Origin of the sequence: Streptosporangium sp. NBC_01755 (genome assembly GCF_035917995.1) — a bacterium.
Lineage (GTDB): Bacteria > Actinomycetota > Actinomycetes > Streptosporangiales > Streptosporangiaceae > Streptosporangium.
On record NZ_CP109131.1, the window covers coordinates 4,368,388 to 4,392,758 of the forward strand.

27 protein-coding genes, 1 tRNA gene and 1 pseudogene are annotated in these 24,371 nt (G+C 68.5%); 16 read left to right on the forward strand and 13 right to left on the reverse strand.

Features of this window, described 5'->3' with window-relative positions; all coding sequences use genetic code 11:
• Positions 1-509 precede the first annotated feature (509 nt).
• The 9 genes and pseudogenes from OG884_RS21060 to OG884_RS21100 form a co-directional block, all read right to left on the reverse strand.
• A pseudogene (locus OG884_RS21060) lies at positions 510-950 on the reverse strand (substrate-binding domain-containing protein); the annotation flags it as partial.
• 42 nt (positions 951-992) lie between these two features.
• Positions 993-1,547, reverse strand: a complete 555-nt coding sequence (locus OG884_RS21065) for a GNAT family N-acetyltransferase (RefSeq protein ID WP_326635386.1) — start codon at positions 1,545-1,547, stop codon at positions 993-995.
• A gap of 80 nt (positions 1,548-1,627) precedes the next feature.
• Positions 1,628-1,954, reverse strand: a complete 327-nt coding sequence (locus OG884_RS21070; RefSeq protein ID WP_326635388.1) for a DUF2516 family protein — start codon at positions 1,952-1,954, stop codon at positions 1,628-1,630.
• A 236-nt stretch (positions 1,955-2,190) separates the two neighbouring features.
• A complete protein-coding gene (locus tag OG884_RS21075; RefSeq protein ID WP_326635389.1) occupies positions 2,191-2,619 on the reverse strand; it encodes a hypothetical protein in 429 nt (142 codons plus the stop codon).
• Between the two features lie 3 nt (positions 2,620-2,622).
• Positions 2,623-3,150 (reverse strand): helix-turn-helix domain-containing protein, encoded by a 528-nt coding sequence (locus tag OG884_RS21080; protein WP_326635390.1) that lies wholly within the window; start codon positions 3,148-3,150, stop codon positions 2,623-2,625.
• A 199-nt stretch (positions 3,151-3,349) separates the two neighbouring features.
• A complete protein-coding gene (locus tag OG884_RS21085; RefSeq protein ID WP_326635391.1) occupies positions 3,350-4,276 on the reverse strand; it encodes a M56 family metallopeptidase in 927 nt (308 codons plus the stop codon).
• Positions 4,277-4,645: a BlaI/MecI/CopY family transcriptional regulator gene (locus OG884_RS21090; protein ID WP_326635392.1), complete on the reverse strand. Its 369-nt coding sequence runs from the start codon at positions 4,643-4,645 to the stop codon at positions 4,277-4,279. It lies immediately after the preceding gene.
• A gap of 131 nt (positions 4,646-4,776) precedes the next feature.
• Positions 4,777-5,577, reverse strand: coding sequence for a class I SAM-dependent methyltransferase (locus OG884_RS21095; RefSeq protein WP_326635393.1), 801 nt, complete (start codon positions 5,575-5,577; stop codon positions 4,777-4,779).
• A gap of 2 nt (positions 5,578-5,579) precedes the next feature.
• Complete coding sequence (locus OG884_RS21100; RefSeq protein ID WP_326635395.1) at positions 5,580-6,317, reverse strand: SDR family oxidoreductase; 738 nt, start codon at positions 6,315-6,317, stop codon at positions 5,580-5,582.
• Between the two features lie 98 nt (positions 6,318-6,415).
• On the opposite strand from OG884_RS21100, the gene mshA reads away from it, so the two are divergent.
• The 4 genes from mshA (at position 6,416) to ltrA (ending at position 10,889) form a co-directional block, all read left to right on the forward strand.
• Positions 6,416-7,699 carry a D-inositol-3-phosphate glycosyltransferase gene (mshA, locus tag OG884_RS21105; RefSeq protein ID WP_326635397.1) on the forward strand — a complete coding sequence of 428 codons (1,284 nt, stop codon included), beginning with the start codon at positions 6,416-6,418 and terminating at the stop codon, positions 7,697-7,699.
• 22 nt (positions 7,700-7,721) lie between these two features.
• On the forward strand, positions 7,722-8,201 hold the full coding sequence (locus OG884_RS21110; protein ID WP_326635399.1) for a YbjN domain-containing protein: 480 nt from the start codon (positions 7,722-7,724) through the stop codon (positions 8,199-8,201).
• A 34-nt stretch (positions 8,202-8,235) separates the two neighbouring features.
• Positions 8,236-8,979: a phosphoglyceromutase gene (locus tag OG884_RS21115; RefSeq protein ID WP_326635400.1), complete on the forward strand. Its 744-nt coding sequence runs from the start codon at positions 8,236-8,238 to the stop codon at positions 8,977-8,979.
• 578 nt (positions 8,980-9,557) lie between these two features.
• The gene (ltrA, locus tag OG884_RS21120) at positions 9,558-10,889 is read left to right on the forward strand and encodes a group II intron reverse transcriptase/maturase (protein WP_326635403.1); all 1,332 of its coding nucleotides are present in this window, start codon (positions 9,558-9,560) and stop codon (positions 10,887-10,889) included.
• Between the two features lie 154 nt (positions 10,890-11,043).
• Here the strand turns inward: ltrA and phoU are convergent, their stop codons facing one another.
• Positions 11,044-11,703: a phosphate signaling complex protein PhoU gene (gene phoU / locus OG884_RS21125; protein WP_326635405.1), complete on the reverse strand. Its 660-nt coding sequence runs from the start codon at positions 11,701-11,703 to the stop codon at positions 11,044-11,046.
• 158 nt (positions 11,704-11,861) lie between these two features.
• On the opposite strand from phoU, the gene OG884_RS21130 reads away from it, so the two are divergent.
• Both OG884_RS21130 and OG884_RS21135 read left to right on the forward strand, forming a co-directional pair.
• Positions 11,862-13,043 (forward strand): sensor histidine kinase, encoded by a 1,182-nt coding sequence (locus tag OG884_RS21130; RefSeq protein WP_326646964.1) that lies wholly within the window; start codon positions 11,862-11,864, stop codon positions 13,041-13,043.
• Positions 13,040-13,729, forward strand: a complete 690-nt coding sequence (locus OG884_RS21135; protein WP_326635407.1) for a response regulator transcription factor — start codon at positions 13,040-13,042, stop codon at positions 13,727-13,729. Before OG884_RS21130 ends, OG884_RS21135 begins: the two co-directional genes overlap by 4 nt.
• 204 nt (positions 13,730-13,933) lie before the next feature.
• On the opposite strand, the gene OG884_RS21140 is transcribed toward OG884_RS21135, so the two are convergent.
• Entirely contained in the window at positions 13,934-14,512 is a 579-nt protein-coding gene (locus OG884_RS21140) for a copper chaperone PCu(A)C (RefSeq protein WP_326635409.1), read from the reverse strand.
• Positions 14,513-14,773: 261 nt separating this feature from the next.
• On the opposite strand from OG884_RS21140, the gene OG884_RS21145 reads away from it, so the two are divergent.
• From OG884_RS21145 to OG884_RS21155, 3 genes are all read left to right on the forward strand, one after another.
• On the forward strand, positions 14,774-15,256 hold the full coding sequence (locus OG884_RS21145; RefSeq protein ID WP_030924410.1) for a CarD family transcriptional regulator: 483 nt from the start codon (positions 14,774-14,776) through the stop codon (positions 15,254-15,256).
• Between the two features lie 17 nt (positions 15,257-15,273).
• The gene (ispF, locus tag OG884_RS21150; RefSeq protein ID WP_326635410.1) at positions 15,274-15,732 is read left to right on the forward strand and encodes a 2-C-methyl-D-erythritol 2,4-cyclodiphosphate synthase; all 459 of its coding nucleotides are present in this window, start codon (positions 15,274-15,276) and stop codon (positions 15,730-15,732) included.
• Between the two features lie 187 nt (positions 15,733-15,919).
• Positions 15,920-16,186, forward strand: a complete 267-nt coding sequence (locus OG884_RS21155) for a GlsB/YeaQ/YmgE family stress response membrane protein (RefSeq protein ID WP_326635411.1) — start codon at positions 15,920-15,922, stop codon at positions 16,184-16,186.
• Between the two features lie 540 nt (positions 16,187-16,726).
• Here the strand turns inward: OG884_RS21155 and OG884_RS21160 are convergent.
• Complete coding sequence (locus OG884_RS21160) at positions 16,727-18,118, reverse strand: hypothetical protein (RefSeq protein ID WP_326635413.1); 1,392 nt, start codon at positions 18,116-18,118, stop codon at positions 16,727-16,729.
• Positions 18,119-18,313: 195 nt separating this feature from the next.
• Here OG884_RS21160 and cysS point away from each other — a divergent pair, with 195 nt between their 5' ends.
• The 3 genes from cysS to OG884_RS21175 all read left to right on the forward strand — a co-directional run bounded on the left by cysS (position 18,314) and on the right by OG884_RS21175 (position 20,848).
• Complete coding sequence (gene cysS, locus OG884_RS21165; RefSeq protein WP_326635415.1) at positions 18,314-19,711, forward strand: cysteine--tRNA ligase; 1,398 nt, start codon at positions 18,314-18,316, stop codon at positions 19,709-19,711.
• 23 nt (positions 19,712-19,734) lie between these two features.
• Positions 19,735-20,703 carry a 23S rRNA (guanosine(2251)-2'-O)-methyltransferase RlmB gene (gene rlmB, locus OG884_RS21170; protein WP_326635417.1) on the forward strand — a complete coding sequence of 323 codons (969 nt, stop codon included), beginning with the start codon at positions 19,735-19,737 and terminating at the stop codon, positions 20,701-20,703.
• 72 nt (positions 20,704-20,775) lie between these two features.
• Positions 20,776-20,848 (forward strand) — tRNA-Thr (locus OG884_RS21175).
• A 147-nt stretch (positions 20,849-20,995) separates the two neighbouring features.
• Here OG884_RS21175 and OG884_RS21180 read toward each other — a convergent pair.
• The gene (locus OG884_RS21180; RefSeq protein ID WP_326635419.1) at positions 20,996-21,562 is read right to left on the reverse strand and encodes a hypothetical protein; all 567 of its coding nucleotides are present in this window, start codon (positions 21,560-21,562) and stop codon (positions 20,996-20,998) included.
• A gap of 86 nt (positions 21,563-21,648) precedes the next feature.
• On the opposite strand from OG884_RS21180, the gene OG884_RS37555 reads away from it, so the two are divergent.
• The 4 genes from OG884_RS37555 to OG884_RS21195 all read left to right on the forward strand — a co-directional run bounded on the left by OG884_RS37555 (position 21,649) and on the right by OG884_RS21195 (position 24,131).
• Positions 21,649-21,963 (forward strand): NBR1-Ig-like domain-containing protein, encoded by a 315-nt coding sequence (locus OG884_RS37555; RefSeq protein ID WP_442811732.1) that lies wholly within the window; start codon positions 21,649-21,651, stop codon positions 21,961-21,963.
• A 222-nt stretch (positions 21,964-22,185) separates the two neighbouring features.
• Positions 22,186-22,530 carry a hypothetical protein gene (locus OG884_RS21185; RefSeq protein WP_326635421.1) on the forward strand — a complete coding sequence of 115 codons (345 nt, stop codon included), beginning with the start codon at positions 22,186-22,188 and terminating at the stop codon, positions 22,528-22,530.
• 200 nt (positions 22,531-22,730) lie between these two features.
• Positions 22,731-22,859, forward strand: coding sequence for a hypothetical protein (locus tag OG884_RS21190; RefSeq protein ID WP_326635422.1), 129 nt, complete (start codon positions 22,731-22,733; stop codon positions 22,857-22,859).
• Between the two features lie 315 nt (positions 22,860-23,174).
• The gene (locus tag OG884_RS21195) at positions 23,175-24,131 is read left to right on the forward strand and encodes a hypothetical protein (RefSeq protein WP_326635424.1); all 957 of its coding nucleotides are present in this window, start codon (positions 23,175-23,177) and stop codon (positions 24,129-24,131) included.
• The last annotated feature ends 240 nt before the right edge of the window (positions 24,132-24,371 follow it).

Sequence of the window (24,371 nt, forward strand, 5' to 3'; positions counted from 1 at the left end):
GGTCGTGCCCCGATTCGGGCACGGTGCGGGGGCCGGTAACCGTCCGGTTGTGAGGAGGAACTGTTCTGGGAGCGTGTTTACCGGAGCACACTCACCGGCAACGGCAGGATATGAGGCCGCTTGCGGCCGGATTCGTGATTTCGAGTGGCCGCGGAAGCGTCGAGTGGCCCCGGAAGCACGGCGAAGAGGCAAGGATCCCGCATTCACCGGGGCCGCGCTTTCCACGAGGAAACGCCGTCCAGAGCGGTGAAGTTGGAAACCGGAGGGGAACCTCTTCGGGATTCTGACTCTTGATGCAGTGCGAGTTCTCATTCATCGGGAATTATGGGCGGCGGCCCCGTGCGTCTCGAATCGAACCGCGGGGGCGTCGCCCGGTGATGTCCGGCTTCTGCCGCGTTACCAATGATCTTGAAATGGGGAGGCCCCGTGGCGCGGTGTGAACCGGCCACGGGGCCTGTGAGGTCGATGCGAGGCCGACGGTGCCGCAGGACTCGGCGTCCGGTGTACGGCTAGGAGATGGTGGGAGTGGACGGGGTGCCGCTACCGCTCCAGCCGCCGATGAAGCCGAAGGTGGTGGATCCGCGCTCGTGGGCGGCGGCCGAGCCCATCGAGAGCAGCAGCAGCCTGGTGGCGAGTGCCGCGAACTCCTCCACCGGTTGACGGACCGTGGTGAGCGTGGGGGAGGTCCGCCGGGAGGCGGGGGCGTCGTCGAAGCCGATGACCGCCACATCCTCCGGCACTCGGCGGCCGGTCCGGCGCAGGGTCTGCAACGCGGCCGCGGCCATCACGTCGGAGGCCGCGAAGACCATGTCGACGTGCGGCATCCGGCGTAGTAGCCACTGCATGCCGTGCACGCCCGACGCGTGGCTGAAGTCGCCGTACGCGACCGGCACGCCGGTCATCCCGGCCAGGGCGAGAGTCTGCAGGAACTCATCGAGCCGGTCGCGGTCGGAAGTGTCAAAAGACGTCTCCGAAAAATCACCATCTGTATGTCAAATTTCCCTGACAGTCCAATCAGGGGCAAGTATCGCCATGATTACGGAGTCGTGCCACTCACCGTTCATGCGCAATGCGTCACGGCACACCCCCTCCTGGGCGAAGCCGATCTTGCGATAGACGTGCGCGGCCCGCTCGTTGAAGGCGTAGACCTCCAGACTCACCCGGTGCAGCGGCGTGGAGGTGAAGACGTGGTCGAGGGTCAGCCGGATCGCCTCGGTGCCGTAACCCCGGCCGTAGGCGCGCGGGCCGATCAGCGCGATGCGCAGGTTGCAGGAGAGATTGTCGGCATCGAACTGGTTGAGCACGATCTCGCCCACGTAGGCGTCGTCGGTGGCGGTGCAGATCGCCAGGTCCAGCCGGTCGTCGTGGTCACCCCGCGATCCGTACCAGATCTTGATCGATTCGAACTCCGGCTTGCCGTGCGAACCGGTCAGCCGGACGGTCTCGGGGTCGTTGACCAGCTCCCAGAGGCCGTCCACATGCTCGGGGCCGACCGGCCGGAGCGTCACGTGCTCTCCGGAGAGAGTGGGTTTGTGCGTGAACATCATCCGGTGTGTCTATCGGCCGGAAACCCCGCAGAGCAACCGGATCGCCGAAGGCTCCGTCCCTCAGCCGAGGGGAGAAGACCTCACCAGGGTCCGTACGGCCCCTGGTTGCCGCCCTTGCCGATCTCCCGCACGGCGGGGCGCACGTCGGCGAGGTAGATGCCCGAGACGACGACGGACGCGATCGTGAAGATGCTCAGCGTGCTGAGATACCCCACCGCGGCGGCGAAGCCGAACAGCGCCGCCAGTCCCAGGATGACCAGCCACAGGTTCTTGCTCTGCTTGCCGGTGACCGCGAACGCCCGTGCGGGGGTCCTCACCGCGTGGATGAGCGCCCAGCCCGACAGCGCGAACACCCCGACGGCCAGGATCCAGAAGACCAGGTCCAGGGCACCGTGGATTTGGATCATCGTCTCTCCAGAACGCTCGCCTCACCGGTTTCCCTCAGCCTAATGCCGAAAGTCCTCTTCGCGGGGTCCTCGGCCGCCACAGGCCCGCCCCGGTTGGACGCGTGAGCGGGCCTCGCCGGCCGGGGAACGGCCCTCGAACGCCGCGGGACCCGCCCCGGCGGTGCCGGAACGGGTCCTGGAGCCGGTGTCCTGCCCGGCCGCGACCTGGTGGAGGCATCGCCGAGCCCGCGACGGGCTCAGGCTTTGGAGGTGCCGGACTTCGAGGTACGGGTGCTCTTCTTCGGGGTCGTGACGGCCCTGGGCCGGGCGGCCTGGGAGAGCTCCTCCAGCTCCAGGGCGGCCTCGCTGCTCGTCTTGGAGACGACCTTGCGGCCGCGGTTGGCGAACTCCTCGTAGAGCTCGGTGGCCTTGCCCGCGAACTGGTCGGCGTAGTCGCGCGCCTTCACGGGGAAGTCCTTGGCGTAGCCCTCGGCCTTGCCGGCGAGCTCCCTGGCCTTCTCCGGGAGGTCCTTGGCGGCCTCGCGGATCTCCTCGCGGCGGCTCTGCAGCCTCTGGATCCGCTCGGGAAGCTCCAGGAGCTTCTCGACGGCGAAGTCGCCGGCCCCGGCGACGGCGTAGAACGGCTTGGAGTCGGCCAGCTTCTTGACTTCGGTGGCGATGGGCATGGGTTAACCTTCCTTGGTTTCCTTTGTGATGTGGCCGTTGCTCTGGGACGCCGCGTAGGGTTTCAACGCGGTGAGATATTCCCCGGGCAGCGGTACCTCGTCGTCAGGCGAGGAGTCCGCGTCACCCTGCCGGGGCTCCGGTGCGGGATGCGTTTTCTGGGAGGTCTGCGCATCCTCGTCCGGAGCCTCGGCCCGGCTCTCCTTGCGAAACGACTCGTAGATGTCGATCAACACCTGGCGCTGGCGCTCGGTGATGAGATGGTCGGCCCTGATCGCGGTCAGCACGTCGCTGTCCGGCTCGCGCTCCTCAATGAGGCCGGCCTGGACGTAGAGCGCCTGCGACGAGATGTGCAGGCCCTTGGCGATCTGGTTCAGGATCTCGGCGCTGGGCTTGCGCAGCCCGCGCTCGATCTGGCTCAGGTAGGGGTTGGAGACCCCCGCCGCCGCGGCGAGCTGACGCAGGGAGATCTTCGCGTGCGTGCGCTGCTCGCGGATGTACTCACCGATCGAGCCAACCTTGGGTAGTGCCATGTCTTGAGTCTGCCGCACCGTGCTTGCAATTGCAAACGTATTGGCTAACACTTGCAAGCATTTTGGGGTGAAGTTGTACTGGACCGGCCGGCATGCCGAGGTGAGGTCGGTGCGGGATCAGCCATGCCGAGGTGAGGTCGGTGCGGGATCAGCCATGCCGAGGTGAGGTCGGTGCGGGATCAGCCATGCCGAGGTGAGGTCAGTGCGGGATCAGCCAGAGCAGCGGGGCCGAGGACGTCAGGGTGACGGAGAAGGCGACGATGGCGTAGCGGACCCCAAGCGGCAGGATCGGGCCCGGTGTCACCAGGCGCTCCACCCTGGCCATCACGGCGGCGGACGACGAGGTCGTGGCGCCCAGCGCGCCGTGCGGCGCGGGGACGGCGCCGGCCGTGCCGAAGCGCAGCAGGGCGGTCGCCAGGCGGCGTGGGGAGCAGTAGCGGCGGGCGACGTCGTCGGCGGCCATCTCCACCAGCAGACCGACCTCGCTCTGCGCGTCCTTGACCACGCGCGACCAGGGCAGGGCCCTGCGCAGCGCGGCGAAAGGCAGCAGCACCAGGTCGTGCCGCTCGCGCACGTGGGCGGTCTCGTGGGCGAGCACCGCGGTCAGCTCGTCGGCGGAGAGCAGTTTCAGCGCACCCTCGCTGACCACCACCTGGGAGCGGAGGCCGGGCACGCAGTAGGCGGTGGCGCACGGGTGGTCGAGCACCCGTACGCCGGGGACCACCGGGTCCTCCCGGGCGATCAGGGCGAGCAGGGTGCGGTGGCGGTGCCGGGCGCGGAACGTCTGCACGCCCGCGGCGAGTAGCACCATGATCAGCACGGCGAGGGCGGTCAGCCCGGCGATGAGCGCGAGGATCCTCGGCAGGTCGTACGGCCGAGGCAGCCCCCTGCCGCCGCCGAACGCGGAGGCGGTGAATTCGGCCAGGCCGTGCAGCACGCCCTGACCGTAGGGCTCCAGCGCGTAGCCGAGCAGAGCGCCCGTCCCGGCCAGTCCCCAGGTGACCCCCAGCGCCTGCCACAGCACGATGGCCACGTGTGGAGCGCGGTAGGTCCACCGTGCCCCGGTGAACCGCCAGGCACCGACCGCGCAGGCCAGGGCGAGCGTCGCCAGGGCTGCCGCGGTCATCTACTCGTCCTCCAGCTCCTCCTCAAGGCCGGTCAGGGCCCTGCGCAGGATGTCGGCTTCGGTGCCGGTGACGGCCTGGGCGAACCGGGTGAGGGCCGCCGACCGGTCACCGGTCAGATCCAGCGCTTCCAGCATAAGCTCCGCGACGTAGGCGTCGCGGCTCTCCGCGGGTGCGTACCGCCACGCGCGCCCGTCGCGGGTGCGGAGCAGGAAGCCCTTGCGGGTGAGCCGGTCGAGCACGGTCATCACGGTGGTCGGCGCCAGGTCGCGGTCGGATATCAGGCGCCCGACCTCCCGCGCCGTCACGGGGGATGACTGTGCCCAGATGATGTCCATGATGCTGCGTTCAAGCTCGCCGAGACCCTTCACACCATTAAGACTAACCCCCGCACCACGAGGGGTAGTACTACGGGTTGTCGAGTGACGTGTCTCACGACGTACCCGCTCGCCCCGGCCTTCGCCCCGGCCTTGTCTCGGGCTCGCCCGGGGCGAGGCCGGGACTACCCGGTCGGCTGAGGGGCGACCGCGGCCCAGGGCAGGGTGATCTCGCCGAGCCGCCAGCGCGACCGGCCGCCGAGCGGGGGGTGCTCGGCCAGCGGCCAGGTTCCGGCGAGCGTCTCGGCGGCGGCGATCCAGCGCTGGCGGGAACCGTAGGAGCCGAAGGGCGCGTTGACCGCCCAGGCGTGGTCGAAGTCGCGCAGGAAGGCGTGGACGGGCTCGCCGGGGACGTTGCGGTGAATGAGCGTCTTGGGCAGCCGGTCGGCCAGATCGGAGGGGCGCTCGAAGGAGTCGAAGCGTGCCGAGAGGGTGAGTGTCCGGGGACCCGAGCGGTCGAGCCCGACCCAGACCGCGCGGTGACCCACCTCCGAGCAGGTGCCCTCGACGATCACCCCGTCCGGCGCGAGCCGCTCGCGGAGCATCGCCCAGTAGTCCCACGCCTGTGCCTCGCCGTACTGTCGTAGCACGTTGAACGCCCTGACCAGCAGGGGCGGCCGGTCCACCGGCAACTCGAAGCCGCCCAGCGCGAAGGACAGCCCCGGGCGCTCGTGGGGTCTGGCCGCCGCGACCCTGGCCGGGTCGATCTCGATGCCGACGACCTCGACCGAGGGACAGACCCGGCGCAGCCGCAGGAACATCTCCAGGGTCGTGGTGTGCGAGGCCCCGTAGCCGAGGTCGACCACCAGCGGGCGGTCGGCGGCGCGCAGCAGGTGGCCGTACGCGGCGACGACCCACCGGTCGGCCCGTCGCAGACGGTTGTGACCGGTGGTCCCCCTGGTGATCTCCCCTATCGGCTTGGGCATGGTCAGACGCGGTGGACCTTGTGCTGGGCGGCCTGGGCCCGGGGGCGTATGACGAGGCGGTCGATGTTCACATGGGCCGGGCGGGTCACGCACCAGGCGATGGCGTCGGCCACGTCGTCGGCGGTGAGTGGGTCGGGCACGCCCCGGTAGACCTCGTCGGCGGCGGCTGAGTCGCCGCGGAAGCGGTTCAGCGAGAACTCCTCGGTGTGAACCAGCCCGGGGGCGATCTCGACGATCCTGACCGGCAGGCCGACCAGTTCCAGCCTGAGCACCTCGGTCATCGAGGTCTGCGCGTGCTTGGCCGCGTTGTAGCCGCCGCCGCCCTCGTAGGAGACGAGACCTGCCACCGAGGTCAGCATCAGCAGCACGCCGTCGCCGGACTCGATCAGCCGGGGCAGCAGCGCCTGGGTGACGCGGAGCGTGCCGAGCACGTTGACGTCGTACATCCGCTGCCAGTCCGCGACCTTCCCGCTCGCCACGGGCTCCAGGCCGATCGCGCCCCCGGCGTTGTTGATCAGCACGTCACAGCGGTCGAGTGTGGAGGCCAGTTCGTCCACCGACTCCTGCGACGTCACATCCAGGGTGACCGTGCGAATGCCGGGCACCTCGGCGGCCAGCGCCTCCAGCCGCTCCGTGCGCCGTGCCGCGGCCACCACGTCGAAGCCCTCCGCGGCCAGACGGCGGGCCGTCGCCGCGCCGATCCCACTGCTGGCCCCTGTCACCACAGCTGTCCTCTTCATGACCCTCCATCCTGCCAGGGCCACCTCGCGCGGACCCTTCTGCGGTGATGTGCCGGGAATGTTGCGGATTCTCAGATGGTTGAGCCCACTCGGAGGTGGTGTCGGTGAGGCGACGGCGGGTCAACCGAGTCGCGACGATCAGCATGCACACGTCCCCCCTGGACCAGCCGGGAACCGGGGACGCGGGCGGTATGAACGTCTATATCGTCGAGGTGGCCAAACGCCTGGCCGAACTCGGGATTGAAGTGGAGATCTTCACCCGGCAGACATCCCGCGACCTGCCGCCGGTCGCGGAGATCGTCCCGGGTGTCTCGGTCCGCCACGTCACCGCCGGGCCGTACGAGGAACTCGACAAGGGCGACCTGCCAGGTCAGCTCTGCGCCTTCCTGTCGGGTGTGCTGCGCGCCGAGGCCATGTACGAGCCGGGTCGCTACGACGTCATCCACTCCCACTACTGGCTCTCCGGCCAGGTGGGGTGGCTGGCCAAGGAGCGCTGGGGCCTGCCGCTGGTGCACACCATGCACACCATGGCCAAGGTGAAGAACCTCCTGCTGGCCGAGGACGACAGGCCCGAGCCGACAGCCCGGGTACTGGGCGAGCAGCAGGTCGTGGACGTCGCCGACCGCCTGGTGGCCAACACCCCCGCCGAGGCCAGTGATCTCGTCGAGCTGTACGGGGCGGCCCCCGCCCGGGTCGAGGTGGTCAACCCCGGCGTGAACCTCAGGGTCTTCCAGCCCGCCTCCAAAGGCGCGGCCCGGCACAGGCTCGGGCTGCCGCAGGATGCCCACGTGCTGCTCTTCGTGGGCCGCGTGCAGCCGCTGAAGGCCCCGGACGTGCTGCTGCGCGCCGCGGCCAGGATGCTCCTCGAAGATCCCTCTCTCAGATCGAGACTGGTCGTCGTCTGCGTCGGCGGCCCCAGCGGCAACGGCCTGGCCAGGCCCTCGTATCTCACCGACATGGCCGTCTCACTGGGGATCTCCGACGTGGTCAGGATCGTGCCACCGGCGCCCCAGCACGAACTGGCCGACTGGTACCGCGCGGCCGATGTGACGGTCGTCCCCTCGCACAACGAGTCGTTCGGCCTGGTGGCCCTGGAGTCCCAGGCATGCGGCACCCCCGTCGCCGCCGCGTCCGTGGGCGGGCTGCGCACCGCCGTGCGCGACGGCGTCTCCGGGGTGCTCGTCGAGGGGCACGACCCCCACGACTGGGCGCGGGTGCTCGGCCGGTTCGTGTACGCCCCCGCCTGTCGGGAGGCGCTGTCCGCGGCCGCGGTGGCCCACGCGGCGGCCTTCGGCTGGTCGGCCACCGCGGCCAGGCTGGCGGATGTCTACGCCGGGGCGATGGCGAACCTGCACCGGGTTCCGATCGCGGTCAATTCATGAGACCCGCTCGTAAGCTGGGCCCATGCGCGAAGTGATCGAGGCGGCGCTGAAGAGCGCGGACGTCTCCTACGAGCAGCCCAGGCCGGGGGCCTTCCTGGCGAGGCTCCCCGGCCAGCACAAGCTCGCCACCATGACCTGGCTGATCGTCGGCGACCAGGCTCTGCACGTGGAGGCGTTCTTCTGCCGTCGGCCGGACGAGAACCACGCCGAGTTCTACCGCTGGCTGCTCACCAAGAACGGTTCCATGTACGGGGTGCACTTCGCCCTCGACCCGATCGGTGACGTCTACCTCGTGGGCCGGGTCCCGCTGGAGGCGATCACCGAAGAGGAGATCGACCGCCTCCTCGGGTGCGTGCTCACCTACTCGGACGAGGGGTTCGACCGCGCTCTGGAGCTGGGCTTCGCCTCCTCGATCCGGCGCGAGTGGGAGTGGCGCGCCAAGCGCGGGGAGTCGCTCGCCAACCTCCAGGCATTCGCCCGCTTCGCCGATCCAGAGCGCTGAAGGGCACCGCGGGGCGCCCACTAAGCTTGTCGGCATGTCGACTTTGGTACTGCTCCGGCACGGTGAAAGTGAATGGAATGCCAAGGGCCTGTTCACCGGATGGGTGGACGCGGGACTCTCGGCCAAGGGCGAGGAGGAGGCACAACGCGGCGGAAGGCTGCTGCTCGACGCCGGGGTGCGGCCCGACGTGGTGCACACCTCGCTGCTGACCAGGGCGATCCAGACGGCCAACCTCGCGCTGGGCGCCGCCGACCTGCTCTGGCTGCCGGTCTCCAGGTCCTGGCGACTCAACGAGCGCCACTACGGTGCCCTGCAGGGCAAGGACAAGGCACAGACCCGGGCCGAGTTCGGAGACGAGCAGTTCACGCTCTGGCGTCGCTCCTACGACGTCCCGCCGCCCGTGATCGCTGCCGACGACGAGTTCTCCCAGGTCGGCGACCCCCGCTACGCGCTGCTGCCGAGCGAGCTGCTGCCCAGGACCGAGTGCCTCAAGGACGTCGTCGAGCGCATGCTGCCCTACTGGTACGACCAGATCGTGCCAGACCTCGCGGCCGGTAGGAGCGTGCTGGTCGTCGCGCACGGAAACTCGCTCCGGGCGCTGGTCAAGCACCTGGACGGGATCGGCGACGACGAGATCGCCGGGCTCAACATCCCCACCGGCATTCCGCTCCGGTACGAGCTGGACGCGGACTTCCGCCCCGTCGTCAAGGGCGGCCGGTATCTCGACCCCGCCGCCGCCGAGGCCGCCATCGAGGCCGTGGCCAACCAGGGCAAGTAGTCTCGGCCCCATCTACAGGAAACGTCAGGAGGGCCCGCCGGATCCGGCGGGCCCTCCTGACGTGTGCGCCCAGCATGGGCGATCGCTTGGGGGTGTAAGTCCCCTGGAGGAAGAGGTGGTGCTAACTCCGAGCCGGAGGCAAGGGCGTCGTCGTGAGGCGGGGTCTGGAGGAAGCCCGAGGCGAAACCCTGCACCGAGGGATACGAACCGCGTAGAAGGCGGGTCGATCTGGGTGAGCCTGCACGCGAAGGCGAAGCCCGTCACCATCGACAGGATCGGCACGTAAACGCGGCGGGCGTAGGGGGAAAGTGGTCGTTCTTACCTGGGGAGATCTGCTCGGGTGTCGGTTGTGCTGTTGGTGTCGCCGCGCCGACGGGTCTGGTCGTGAGGCCGGGGTCTGACCGGGCAGAAGTCAGCAGAGGCCGTAGTACCGGTGAGGGGAACGGACAATCAGCCGGGAAGGGCCGAACGTCGAGTGTCACGGTGGAAGGTGAGGTGCTCGTGCCGGTCGCGGTGATCGCAGCCACCCCGCGAACGCGGGCCCGTGGTGGGAGGAGACGGTGAGTCCGTCAGTGCCCATGGCGGAGCGTAGTGGCCGGTCGGTGCCCTTGTCGGAGGCGGTGATCCCTGGCCTGGAGGTGTCGGTGTGGGAGGAGTTCCTCTCGCCGGGCAACCTGGGCAGGGCGTTGAGGCGTGTGGAGGTCAACCGGGGCGCGCCGGGTGTGGACGGGATGGGCACGGAGCAGTTGCGGCCGTGGATCCGTGAGCACTGGGCGGGCGTGCGGGAGGCTTTGGACGCGGGTGGCTACCGGCCGTTGCCGGTCCGCCGGGTGGTGATCCCCAAGCCCGGAGGATCAGGGGAGCGGTTGCTGGGAGTGCCCTCTGCGCTGGACAGGTTGATCCAGCAGGCGATCGCGCAGGTCCTGACGCCGATCTTCGACCCGCATTTCAGCGGGGCCAGTTTCGGGTTCCGTCCCGGCAAGTCCGCTCATCAGGCGGTGCGGGTCGCGCGGCGGGCGGTCGAGGATGGCCATCGGTGGGTCGTGGATGTCGATTTGGACCGGTTCTTCGATCGGGTCGATTTCGACATCCTGATGGCGCGGGTGGCGCGCAAGGTGTCTGACCGCAGGATGTTGAGGCTCATCCGGGCGTATCTGGAGGCCGGGGTGATGATCGACGGGATCGTTTCGGCGAGCAGGGAGGGGACCCCGCAGGGTTCCCCGCTGTCGCCGATCTTGTCGAACATCATGCTGGATGATCTGGACCGGGAGTTGTGGCGGCGCGGTCATCGGTTCGTGCGCTACGCCGACGACCTTCGGGTCTTCGTGCGCAGCAGGCGAGCTGCCACGAGGGTGCTCGACTCGGTGACAACCGTGGTCGAGCAGCGGTTAAAACTCAAGGTGAACCGGGAGAAGTCCTCGGTCCGGCACGCGCGTGAGGCGACGTTGCTGGGGTTCGGGTTCTACTTCTCCCGATCAGGCGTCGGCATCCGGGTCGATCCCAAGGCGATGAGCCGGTTCAAGGATCGCATCCGGGAGTTGACCAGTCGCAGGTGGAGCGTGTCGATGATCTGCAGAATCGACAGGCTCAATGCCTACATCACCGGGTGGATGGCCTACTTCCAGCTCGCCGGGCTGTCACGGCGGCTGCGTGAGTTGGATAAGTGGCTGCACCGCCGGATGCGGCAGATCCGCTGGAAGGAATGGAAGCGCTGGGCGGCCAGGCGTCGGAACCTTCGCCATCTTGGCATCCCTGACCGCACCGCGCGGGAATGGGCGGCCAGCAGCAAGGGGTACTGGCGCATCGCCGGGTCAGTGGTCCTTCAACGGGCTCTGCCCAACGCTCACTGGGATGACCTTGGTCTGCTGGGCCTTCAGAACACCTGGCGCAGGCTCAGAACCACGGCTTGACGAACCGCCGGATGCGGGCCCGCATGTCCGGTGGTGTGAGAGGGGGACGGGCGACCCGTCCCCCTACTCGATTTCAGGGGACTGACCCCTGGTGTTTCGGAGGACTGAGAAGTCGGAGGACTGAGAAGATCGGTAGGAGATCTCGGCAGGGGAGTCAGGGAGCGCCGGTGTCCTGCGGCCGGGAGCCCGTCACCAGATAGACCACGTCGTGCGCGACGCGGACCGCGTGGTCGGCATAGCGCTCGTAGTAGCGGCCGATCAGTGTCACGTCGATGGCCGGCTCGACACCGTACTTCCAGTCGGGGGCCATCAGGACCTTGAACAGCCTGCGGTGCAGCTTGTCCATCGCGTCGTCGTCGGCCTCCAGCTCCAGGGCGGACTCCACGTCGCGCGAGGCGATGCAGCTGCCGGTCTTGGTGATGAGGCGTTCGGCGATCTGGCCCATCTCCAGGATGGTGGCACGGATCTCCGGCGGGATCGCGGAGTCGGGGTGACGCAGCCTGGCGACCTTGGCCACATGCTCGGCGAGGTCACCCATCCGCTCCAGGTCGGTGCCCATCCGCAGCGCCGCGATGATCATTCTGAGATCCACGGCCACGGGCTGCTGCCTGGCCATCAGGTCGAAGATCGTGGCCTCGATCTCCGCGAAGATCCGGTCGACCTCCTCGTCCTGGGAGATGACGCTCTCGGCGAGGTGGAGATCGGAGTCCAGGAGGGCTGTGGTGGCCCGCGATATCGCCGACCTCACGAGCCGGGTCATCTCGACCAGCCGTTCGGTGAGGGCGTCGAGGTCTTCGTGATAGGCGTCTCGCATGAGACTCACCGTATGAGGGGATCGGTGAACGAACTTCGACCGCAAAGTGAACTTTGCGGGAAAGGCCGCTGTCACGTCCCCCCTGTCGTCCCTAACAGGGAAACCCCGACCTACCATCGAAAATGTGAAGTCTACGGGAGGACCACGTGAGTGAGCTGATGGCGAGCCTGGCCGCGCTGGCCGGTTTCGTCGTGGGAGCGCTGGCCGTGATGGTCGTCCGCCAAAGCCAGGGGCAGCACGGCCAGGCGGCACCGATGAACGGCGTCGAGCCCGGCGCCCTTCCGCACGGCGTCGCCTCGGTACTGGCCGTGCTGCCGTCCTCGGCGGTCGTGCTCGACGCCGAGGACCGCGTGCTGCGCGCCAGTTCGGCGGCGCGCGCGTTCGGCCTGGTCAAGGGAGAGCACCTGATGGCGGCCGAGTTGCTCGCGCTGGCCAGGAAGGTACGCAGGGACGGCGAGATCCGCGAGAGCGAGATCGAGGTGGCCGGTCACAAGTTCGGCCAGGAGTCGACCAACTTCGCGGTGCGGGTCGCCCCGCTCGGTTCCTACGGCCAGGTGCTCGTCCTCGCCGAGGACCAGACCGAGTACCGCCGCGTCGAGGCGGTCCGCCGCGACTTCGTGGCCAACGTGAGCCACGAGCTCAAGACGCCGGTGGGCGCGATGTCGTTGCTGGCCGAGACCATCCAGGACGCCGCCGACGATCCCGAGGCGGTCACCCGCTTCGCCGGGCGTATGCAGCATGAGGCGGCCCGGCTCACCTACCTCGTCCAGGACCTGATCACCCTCTCCCGCATCCAGGGAGCCGAGCCCATCCCCACCCCGTGCCCGGTCCTGATCGACGAGGCGGTGCACGAGGCCATCGACCGCTGCAACACCACCGCGGCGGCCAAGGACATCACCCTCGTCGCCGGCGGCGTCGAGGGCCTGCGGATCTGGGGCGACGACGAACTTCTCGTCACCGCCCTGCGCAACCTCATCGACAACGCGGTCGCCTACAGCCCCGAGCACACCCGGGTCGTGGTCAGTGCCCGAGGGGCGGGCCCCAACACCGAATACGTCGAGATCAGCGTGAGCGACCAGGGCATCGGCATCCCCGAGAGCGCCCAGGAACGGATCTTCGAGCGGTTCTTCCGTGTCGACGCGGCACGCTCGCGCGCGACCGGTGGTACGGGACTCGGCCTGGCCATCGTCAAGCACGTGGCCGCCGTCCACAACGGGGCGGTCACGGTGTGGAGCAAGGAAGGCTCAGGCTCCACCTTCACCCTCCGCCTGCCCGCCTTCGGCGGCACGGCGGTGGCAGTACCAGCTACCACCACAATTCCCCTGGAGGCCGCGCAGTGACTCGCGTGCTTGTCGTCGAGGACGAGGAGTCGTTCTCCGACGCTCTGTCATACATGCTGCGCAAGGAGGGCTTCGAGGTGGCCGTGGCCACCACAGGGCCGGAAGCCCTGGAGACCTTCGACCGCAACGGCGCCGACCTGGTGCTACTCGACCTGATGCTTCCCGGCCTGCCCGGGACGGAGGTCTGCCGCTCGCTCCGCCAGCGCTCCAATGTGCCCGTCATCATGCTGACCGCCAAGGACAGCGAGATCGACAAGGTCGTCGGGCTGGAGCTCGGCGCCGACGACTACGTCACCAAGCCCTTCTCCTCCAGGGAACTGGTGGCCCGCATCCGCGCGGTGCTGCGCCGCCAGGGCGACGTGGAGGAACTGGAGTCGGCGGTGCTGGCCGCCGGGCCGGTCCGCATGGACGTCGACCGCCACATCGTCGCCGTGCGGGGCGAGCCGGTGCAGCTGCCCCTGAAGGAGTTCGAGCTGCTGGAGGTACTGCTGCGCAACGCCGGGCGGGTGCTCACCCGGGGCCAGCTCATCGACCGGGTCTGGGGCGCCGACTACGTGGGCGACACCAAGACCCTGGACGTGCACGTCAAGCGGCTGCGGGCCAAGGTCGAGTCCGATCCGTCCAACCCGCGCTGCATTCTCACGGTCCGGGGTCTGGGCTACAAGTTCGACCCCGTGGAGGCCTGAGCCTCCACGCTCGCCTCCGGACGGTCCGAGGGGTCGTACGGCGTGCCCGCGCCGTACGACCCCTCGGCGTGTCCGGAGGCGGCCACCGGGGCCGGTCCGTGTCCGGTGACCGGCTCCCGGGAATCCGGTTTCCCCGGCTCACCGCGGCCGTTCGTCGCGGTCGCCCGCCGCCGTCCCGCCACGGTGAGATCAGCGGGGAGCGGGTCAGTGGCCGTGCCCCTCCTCGGCGGAGGCGGAGGGGGTGGGGGTCGGCGTGGGAGCCGCGGAGGCGCCGGGAACCTGCGGGTAGGCGGTGAACTCGCGGCTGCGGGTGATGACCGGGATCGTGAGCTGCACGACTCCCGCGTTGGCGAACTGTAGCTGCACCGGGATGGCCTCGCCGCCCCTGAGCGGCTTCTTCAGCCCCTCGATCAGGATCGTGGGAGTCGGCTTGCCGACGCTCACCAGCTGGTTCTGGGGGAGCGGTACGGGCGCGCTCACCTTCGCCGTGCCGAGGGCCGGGTCGACGCCGAGACCGACGAGCTCGTCGGGGCCGTTGGTGTTGACCAGGGACAGGTAGAGCGGCGTGGCCGCACCCGCCGGTAGCGTCCCGCCGGAGTCGGGGCCAAGGAAGAAGGCCTGGGAGATGTCGATGCCCTCCTTTGTCTTGACCGACAGGGCCTCGGTCGGCGAGTAGGGCATGTTGGTGATCGCGTCGGATCCGGCGCCACAGCCGGTCAGAGTCAGGGCGGCTGCGAGGAACGCGGCGGCGGCGATCGCCCGGTGACGGCTGTTGCGGGTCACGGTGCGAGTTCTCCTTGTCACGCATGAGGTAGGGCAGGGCCAACCCTATCGGCGACGTTTACCGGGTTTCCCCGCGCCCCGCCTGATCATCCGGAGGTGGGGAACGCAGGTCATAAGTGCTTTTTGCCCCCTTGATTCACACACTTGAGCACTTGTCAAGTCATAAGACGCGGCTTTGACCTGCAGTTATGGTGATTTCACTGTTCCGGGAGGCTGTGGATACGTGGTACTCTTGAGTACAGCGGAAGGGGTACTTGTCACATGACTTTCCAGGTCGGCGACACTGTCGTCTACCCCCACCATGGGGCTGCTCGGATCGAGGCGATCACGACCCGAACCATCAAAGGTGAGGAAAGGACCTACCTGGTTCTCAAGGTCGACAAGGGCGACCTTACCGTCCAGGTGCCGGCTGACAACGCCGAACTCGTGGGTGTTCGCGACGTAGTCGGACAAGAGGGCCTTGAGCGCGTTTTCGACGTGCTTCGAATGCCTCACACCGAAGAGCCCACGAACTGGTCCCGCCGCTACAAGGCGAACCTTGAGAAGTTGGCGTCCGGTGATGTCAACAAGGTCGCGGAGGTTGTTCGCGACCTGTGGCGACGAGACAGGGAGCGCGGACTTTCCGCGGGAGAGAAGCGAATGCTGGCCAAGGCCAGGCAGATCCTCGTCAGCGAGCTCGCACTCGCGGAAAAGACCAATGAGGATAAGGCCGAGGCCCTGCTGGACGAGGTTCTCAACTCCTGAGCAAGACATTTCCACGGGTGGGCGTCGGGGTCGACGTTCACCCGTTCGCTTCTGGCCGCGATCTTCATCTCGCCGGCCTGCACTGGCCCGGCGAGACCGGCCTGGCCGGGCACTCCGACGGTGATGCCGCGGCCCATGCGGCCTGTGACGCGCTGCTGTCCGCGGCCGGTCTCGGTGACCTCGGGGGCCTGTTCGGCACGTCCGATCCTCGCTGGGCAGGTGCCTCGGGTGCCGCCCTGCTGGAGGAGACCGCACGCAAGGTGAGGGCCGCGGGCTTCGAGATCGGCAACGTGGCCGTCCAGGTGATCGGCAACCGGCCCAAGATGGCCCCCCGCCGCATCGAGGCCGAGAAGGCTCTCAGCGCGGCCGTGGGCGCCCCGGTGAGCGTCAGCGCCACCACGACCGACGGGCTGGGCCTCACCGGCCGAGGCGAGGGCGTCGCGGCCATTGCGACCGCGATCGTGGTGAACCTGTAGCGGTTGTCAGACGTCTTCTCATGCGGAACGTGGAAACGTTCCGGCGGGCGGCGCGGAATGCCCGTCAATCCATATCGAGGTGGTGGCCCGTTTCCTGGCGCGGTACGGGCCACCCCTTTTTGGGATGATCTATGAGTGCGCTGGGTAACTCCCTGATGACTGTGTCTCGTGACAGGGGGAGCCGGACATGATCGGATCGATTGTCTCCGCAATCATCATTGGCGCCGTCATCGGCGCGCTGGCACGCCTCATCCTTCCGGGGCGCCAGAACCTGAGCATCGGCCTGACGCTCATCGTCGGCATCATCGCGGCGCTTATCGGCACCGCCATCGCCGCCTCGGTCGGCCTGACCAACACGCGGGGGATCAATTGGTGGGAGCACCTCATCCAACTCGCGCTCGCCGTAATCGGAGTGCTCCTCGTCGTTCAGATGCAGGCGAGGAAGTCGCACTGACGGAATTTTTACCGGTCGCTGGAATATCCATGACATAGGGGGTGGCCACCTCCCTGTTGAGAGTGAAGGTCTCACCCTCACGGGGAGGTTGTGATGACTATTGAGTCCATTCTTGGAGCAATCGTCATCGGCGCTGTCATCGGTGCCATCGGTCGTCCCTTGACTTCCCGGTAGGCAGGCGATCGGATGGATCCTCACCGTCGTCGTCGGCATTGTCGCGGCGCTCATCGGCACCGCCATCGCCCAGGTTCTCGGCGCTGCCACCACGGATGGGATCGACCGGATCGAACTCATCATGCAGGTGGGTCCGGCCGTCGTCGGTGTCGGCCTGGTCGCCGGTCTCAAGCGCTCCAGGGTCTGACAGGTGGATCGCCGGGCGGCCTGAACATCCGGCCCAGGCTCGTCTCGTGCTCGACGGACGGCTGGCGGCGGATCAGGTCCGCCACATGGAGCGGCAGGTGCGTCAGCACTTCGTCACGGCCCGCTTCGTTCCCCGGATCCGGTCAAGGGGGTATGCGGGCCCGGTTAAGCTCTCTTCCCTCACTCACCGGGCGGGACGGGCGTGCTGCGCATCCGCCCGGAGGGCGGGGCCGCGATGCCGTCCTCCTCGCGCGCCTGGGCCTCCTCCCCGGTCTCCCCGGTCTCCGCGGCCTCGGCGCCGTGTGCGGGCGAGTCACCCGCTTCGCCGTCCGTGACATCCGCCTTTCCTGCCGCCGTGGACGCTTTCGCCGCCGTCCCGGCGGTCCTCCTGCCGGGCGTTACGTTCGCCGCCCGGTCCTTCACGGCGAGGATCGGCTGGGTGTCGGCGTCGCGCTCGCTCACCTCGTCTGCGTCGCGTGGGGTCGTGTCGCGTCGTGTCGTGTCGCGTGGGGTCGTGCCGTGTCGGGTCGTGTCGGGTGGGCCGGCCTCGGCCGTACCGGGTTCGCTCGCCCGGGACCCCCGCTCCCGCGGGACACCGGCGTCGGTGTCCCAGGTCTCCACCCGCTCGCTGATCCTGCCTCCGCTCCCGGGCTCCTCCTCGGTCACTCGTACGTCGGAACGAGGCGGATGAACGAGCAGATCGCCCTGGCGGGGGCGGATCAGGTCACCCCAGCGCATCGGCTTTCCCGGCCGGGGAGCCGTGGGCCTTCGCGGGAGCGGAGGGCTCTGCGGGACATCGGTGATCTCGGGGGTCTCCGGCGCCGCGGTAGGACCGACCACCGGTTCTCCCGTCGGGAGATCATGGTGTGGGGCCGTCTCCAGGGGAGGGGCGGCATGCGGGTCGAGCATGATCTCGGCCGCGGGGTGGTGCACCAACTGCCCGGGGTGGCCCGGCCCCTGCCGCCGCTCCTCGGGGGCGGGCACGCCCGGATGCTCCGAGGACGGTCGGCCCGCCTCGGGGAACGGCACGATGTCATGCCCTGAGGCGGGCCGGCCGACCAGGGCCGCGTCGGTCGCGGCACGCCTGGCGGCGGCGTGCTTGATCAGCAGGAGCCAGAGCCAGAGAGCCAGGATCAGCATCACCCAGGGGGCGACGGCGACCACGACGGCCGCTCGCTGCTCGTCCACCGCCATCCGCATGGCGGTGGCCACCTCGGCGGTGGTCGCGCCGGCGAACAGCAGCGTCAGGATCACACCCGCCTGCAGCCGTACCGGCCACCACCCGCCTCTCAGCAGCAACACGCCGATCATCGCGACGACGAGCAGCGCGTCGAAGGCGGCGGGGTAGAGATACGCGAGGCCGGCGGGTGCCCTGCCCGCCAGGGCGAGGGCTCGCAGGTCCTCGAAGGAGAGCACGCAGGCCGCGGCGGTGAGGGCGGTCACGCCGACTCCGGCGATGGCGATCCCGGTGCGGCGCAGGGCGACGGCCGTCCTGCTCGGTTCGGCGGCGGTGGTCAGGGGCGGTGACGGGCGGGAGAGCGAGGCTGCCGCCGCGGGGGATTTGGCGTCCATGGCTCTTCGAGCCTACAGAATCGACACCCGGCATGATCGTCTTGATCACCCTCGAATATGTCTTCTGCCGAGGTGCTCTTCAGGTGAGCCGACCGGGCGACATTCGCCGCCAATGGTCAGAAAATCCTCTAGCGGGTGTCTTCAACGTCCCGCAACCTGGCTTGTGAGGGGAGGTGAGGCATTAGCCTTGCCCTCGTGAGCCTGCAGCTATACGACACCAGCGTACGCACCGTCCGCGAATTTGTCCCGGTCGAACCCGGCCGGGCCTCGATCTACCTGTGTGGTGCCACCGTGCAGGCTCCCCCGCACATCGGGCACATCCGCTCAGGCGTCAACTTCGACGTGCTCCGCCGCTGGATGATCAGGTCGGGCTACGAGGTGACCTTCTGCCGCAACGTCACCGACATCGATGACAAGATCATCAGGGTTGCGGCGGCGGAGAACGTGCCGTGGTTCGCCGTCGCCGAGCGCAACCAGAGGGCCTTCACCTGGGCCTACGAGGTGCTGGGCTGCCTGCCCCCGACGGTGGAGCCGCGGGCCACCGGCCACGTGCCCGAGATGATCGAGCTGATGGACCGGCTGATCGCCGCCGGCCACGCCTATGCCTCCGGCGGCGACGTCTACTTCGACGTCATGTCCTACGCCGACCGGTACGGCTCGCTCTCCAACCAGAAGCTTCAGAACATGCGGGCCGCGGGCGACACCGAGACCGACTCCTGCAAGCGCGACCCGCGTGACTTCGCGCTCTGGAAGGGCGAGAAGCCCGGTGAGCCGACCTGGCCGACCCCGTGGGGCCGAGGCCGCCCCGGCTGGCACCTGGAGTGCTCGGCCATGGCGACGAAGTATCTCGGCTCGACCTTCGACATCCACGGCGGCGGCGTCGACCTGATCTTCCCGCATCACGAGAACGAGCTGACCCAGTCCCAGGCGGCCGGCGACGGCTTCGCCCGCTACTGGATGCACAACGGCATGCTCAAGATCGGCGCGGAGAAGATGAGCAAGTCGCTCGGTAACTCCCTGCTGGTCCCCGAGGTCACCAAGAAGGTCCGCCCGGTCGAGCTCCGCTACTACCTGGCGGCCCCGCACTACCGCTCCCCGATCGAATACTCCGAGGAGGCCCTGTTCGAGGCCGCCACGGCCTACCAGCGCATCGAGGGCTTCGTCACCCGCGCGGCCGAGGTCATCCACGACGTCGACGCGCACGCGCCGCTCCCGGTGGCCTTCTCCGAGGCCCTCGACGACGACCTGGGCACCCCCCAGGCGCTCGCCGTGGTGCACGAGGTGGTCCGCGAGGGCAACGTCGCGCTCGCCCAGGGAAACAAGGAGCAGGTCGCCAGGCTGCTCGCCGAGACGCAGAACATGCTCGACGTCCTCGGCCTCGACCCGCGTTCGGAGCAGTGGCGTTCCACGGGCGGCGAGACCGGCATGCGGGCGACCGTCGACGCGCTGGTCGCCGTCGCCCTGGAACAGCGGCAGGCGGCGCGGGCGCGCAAGGACTTCGCGGCGGCCGACAGCATCCGTGACCAGCTTTCCCGTGCCGGGATTCACGTCGAGGACACCCCCCAGGGCACCCGCTGGGAACTCTCGCGCTAAAACCAGGCCGTACGCTATAGACCATGGCTGGTGGGGGTAAAGGGTCCGGGCGACCCGCGAAGAAGAAGAGTCCGACCAAGGGCACGGGCGGCAACGTCCGCCGAGGCCTGGAGGGCAGGGGGGCCACCCCGCCGGCGCACATGCGGCACTGGCACAAGGACAAGTCGCGCACCGAGCGGATCGAGCGCGAGGAGAAGACCGGCAGGACTTCCTCCCCGCGCACCCCGGTTCGCGCGAGGCGGAGCGATGACGCGCCCGAGCACATCGGCGGGCGCAACCCCGTGGTCGAGGCGCTGCGGGCCGGGGTTCCGGCCAGCACGCTCTACGTGGCCCTGCGCATCGACAACGACGACCGCGTCAGGGAGTCGGTCCGTATCGCCGCCGACCGCGGCATCGCGATGCTGGAGGTCGGGCGGGAGAAGCTGGACCGACTCACCGAGGGGGGGATCCACCAGGGCATCGCCCTGCAGATCCCGGCGTACGACTACGCCCACCCCAACGATCTGGTCCGCGGCGCACAGGAGGCCGCGGAGGTCCCGTTGATCGTCGCCCTCGACAGTGTCACCGACCCCCGTAACCTGGGCGCCATCGCCCGCTCGGCCACCGCCTTCGGCGCCCACGGCCTGGTCATCCCCTCCCGCCGCTCGGCCGGGGTCACCGGTGGTGCCTGGAAGACCTCGGCGGGCACGCTGGCCACCCTGCCGGTCGCCCGCGCCGCCAACCTCACCGCCACCCTGCGGGAGTACCGCGAGGCGGGTCTGTTCGTGATCGGCCTGGACGGCGAGGGCAAGGTCGACATCGGCGAGGCGAATCTCCTCGACGGCCCGCTGGTCGTCGTCGTGGGCTCAGAGGGCAAAGGCCTGTCCCGCCTGGTCCGAGAGTCATGCGACCTGGTCGTCCGCATCCCGATGAACGCCGCGGCCGAATCCCTCAACGCGGGCGTCGCCGCCGGCATCGCCCTCTACGAGGTGGCCCGCCACCGCCGTTCCTGACGGTTCGCAATTGTCGTGGCGTACCTCGGTGACGTGCGGCAGGTAATCCGACTACACTCGTCTGGCGGCCATGCCGACGTAGCTCAATCGGCAGAGCGACAGTCTTGTAAACTGTAGGTCAGGGGTTCGATTCCCCTCGTCGGCTCGCATAGGACCCCCAGTGACCTGGGGGTCCTTCCTTTTCCCCAGAACTGTTGGTCCGATCCGCCTCTTCAGGGGGGCCAAAGGGGGGCCAACGGTCGGGGACGCCTCCCCAACCCCGGCCTTCCGGGGGACCAGCGCGGCGATCATCTCAGCCGCCTCGCGTGCCACCTCGGGCATGATCGACGCGGAGGTCTGTCCAGCGGCAGCCGCACGACTCGCCCCGGCGCAGGCCCGCGAACACGATCAGGCGAAACCGGGCATACAGCCGGTGACTCATCACGGCGCCGAGGAACGCCCCGAGTTGGGCGGGCGTCCACACCATGACCTTGCTCGGCCGGGGCGCCGACGCCCAGACCTCAAAAGCGTCCACGCGGCGCCCTGTGGCCTCCTCCGTCGCTTTCTTCAGTGCACGCTCGTTAGGCACCGTCCAGGCGGCCACGCGTTCCTTCGTCCAGACCAGGCCCTTCGGCCTCTTGGTGGTCTCCAGCTTGACCAGCTTGGCCACGTTCTCGGTGATCAGACCCTCAACGACGGCGTCGCTCAGCGCCGAGCGCGGCGTTGCCCGGATGCGCTGCTTGGTCGTCGGCCCGGTGACCCGCTGGCCGCGCACCGAGGCACGCACCGCGGGGTCCTCCGACGCCTTGGCCTCCAGCAGGACCTCGTTCTTGGCGTCGACTCGGTGTCCTCGCGACGATTGGTAATGACGATCGGCCACGTGTACGGCGCCAAGATCGGCTGACTGCGCTCCGAGGCCTCGTATGCCCGGGTCCGCGCCGGCGATGATTCTGAGTTCGTGGTTGTATCGCGTATCAGGACGGTTCAAAGGTATGGCAGGGCTCTTCTCCCAAGAAGGCATGGAGAATTCTCGATATCGGGACGGTGCCCTGGGAGGATGGATGTACGAATCGTGTGAACGCCTGGCCGTGCCGATCATCCGAAGCGATGAAAATACCGCTGTCAGCGCCCGGCCGGAAAGCGGCCATCGCGGTGTGGGTGCGGGCTCCGAGCGAACCTGGAAAGCACCACGTTTACTGCAAGGTGATCGGCGCGCGGGGGCGGACACCGTTAACACTCAAGCGTCCAGTCCTCCTGAGTGTCCAGGTAGGACAGTCCTGACCTGCGGATTCATTTGTCCAAAAATCTAAGTGGCAGCCTTGGACGGACTGCGGACAAAGATTTCTTGGTTGGCTGGCGGCCTGCATGCCACCATGGTCGACATCCCGGCATTTCGTATCAGCGGGATATCGACCGGCGCTACACGGAGCGCTTTCTGGATCGCGAAGCGCTGCAATTCGCCCACGCGAAGCGCCGTAATCCGTTCACGAGGGGAAATCAAATATGATCAAGGTAATTGGTTCGCTGGCCGTCGTCGCAGATGCGTTTGCCGTGCTGGTGCCGTTCGGCGGAGTCGCCCAGGCCGCAGAGACGGGCGCGTCCACGATCATGGCCGCGAAGGTGACGTGCAACGCCCCCGGAACCGGAAACACCACTGTTTGGGGAAAATGCAAGAACAGGGGCAACGCGACCGGTAAGGCGCGTCTGATGTACTGGTGTGTCAACGCGATCGGCAACGGCTCGAAGCTGTACAACACCGGGTGGAAGAAGGTCGCACCCGGCAAGACGGTCAAGTTCGTGGGCGAGTGCACCTTCAAGGCCCGCAACCCCTACTTCCAGATCGGCTGACTTCACCTGGCCTCGCAGGGCGCGCTCCTCGCGGTGAAGCCCGGCCGCTCTGACCGGCGGACGCGGCGCGCGTTATACGCCCCCGTCCGGGGGTGGCGCTCACCGGGTCGCGTCCACGGAGGTGGCGTACGGCAGCCGATGACGGGATCTCCGGGTATCACGACGCCGCCCTGGCGGTCGCGTCCTTTTGAGGACATCCGATGGATCACCACAACACGCAGCACTCCGTCAGCGTGGCAGGCGTGATCATCGACGACCAGGGCCGCGCACTCCTCACCCAGTTCGTCGGCTCGTATATGAAAGGCCGGGTCAACCCGTTTCCGGGTTGACCCGGCCTTTCATCGTTCCGCGGGTCTTCGCGCTTCTCCGTGCCGGTCGCGTGGCCGCCGGACTGCGGCGTGCTTTCGACCTGATGCGTGACCGGGAATCCGGAGAGTCCGATAGTGGCGACACGTCTTCCCGGGAGCTTGCACTTTCTGTTACACGATGACTACTATGCGCAAAAAGGATCTTGGAGGGTCTCTGTGCCGATCGCCGCCACCTTGTAGACCCACCCGTTGGTCGCGCGGGGCCGCTCGGTTCGACCGTGAGAATTTCGATCATGAGAATGAGGAGGCTGCGCGGTGGCCGGGAGGCTTCGGCGTGTGATCGCGGCGTCCTTGCTGGCCGGGGGCGTGGCGTTGGCGGTGGGGCCGGAGGCTTCCGGGGTGTCCGGCGCGGCTGGGGATCCGGACTTCTCGCTGACGGTGAGTCCGGCACGGTTGGTCGTCCCACCGGAGGAGATCGACGAGCACCAGTCGTTCCATGTGATCAACGGGGGTCGGTTGCCTGTCGACATCGTCGTCGACAGGACGAACTTCACCATGGACGGGTCCGGCAAGATGCTCTTCGAGCATGACGCTCCCCACTCGGCCGTCGCGTGGCTCAAGGCCAGGCCGGCGAGATTCCATCTCGCCCCCGGTGGGGAGCGGAGCGTCAGCGTACTGATCGATCCCCCTCCGGAGCCCGAGCACGGTGAGCACCAGGTGGCCCTGCTCTTCGTCACCCCGGCCGGAGCCGGTGGGGGCAACATCTCGCTGAACCGGGCGATCGGAACACCGATTTACATCACGGTGCCGGGGCCGATCGACACGTCCGTGCGTATCGACGGGTTCCGTGCCTCCGTCGCCTTCCCGACGGGCGGTCCCGTCGACTTCACCGCCACCGTGGAGAACCGCGGGACCGTTCACCGTGACTTCTTCGGCCCCCGGGCGCTGAAGGTCGACGTGAACGGGTACGAGGTGCCGTTTCCCGACTTCACGGTGCTCAGGGGAGAGGGCAGGGACGTCGTCGTCAGGTGGGCGGATCCGCCGTTCATGTGCGTCTGTCACGCGACGGTGTCGGTCTCCGGGATCGGTGGGACATCCCGGCAGAGCATCACTTTCCTCATCCTCCCGCTTCACCTCTTCGGGGCGCTGATCGCGGTGGCGCTGGCGCTGTACGCCATCGCCTGGCTGTTGTACCGCCGCCGTCGGGCTCAGGTGCCCGGGGCGGATCAGGCCCCGCGTGAGCGCGCCGACCGTGATCGCGACGACCTCGACCGGGCCGACAGCGATGTCTAGGGCGCGGATCGTCCGGTTGCAGGGCAACGGAGGTCTGCCGGGTGCCTGAGGCGTTCGGCCGTCCGGGAGGGCGTGTTCCTGGGAGGCGAGGGCTTCCGGTGCGACGGGGCCGCAAGAGGTGTGAACCGGCTGGTTTCTCCCTGATTCGGCTTTCTGTGCCGGCAGATCGGGGAGGCAACCCTGTGGATTTGCTCCGTACGGGCACTCCTTCGTCACATACTGAGACGCTAGATAAGCGGA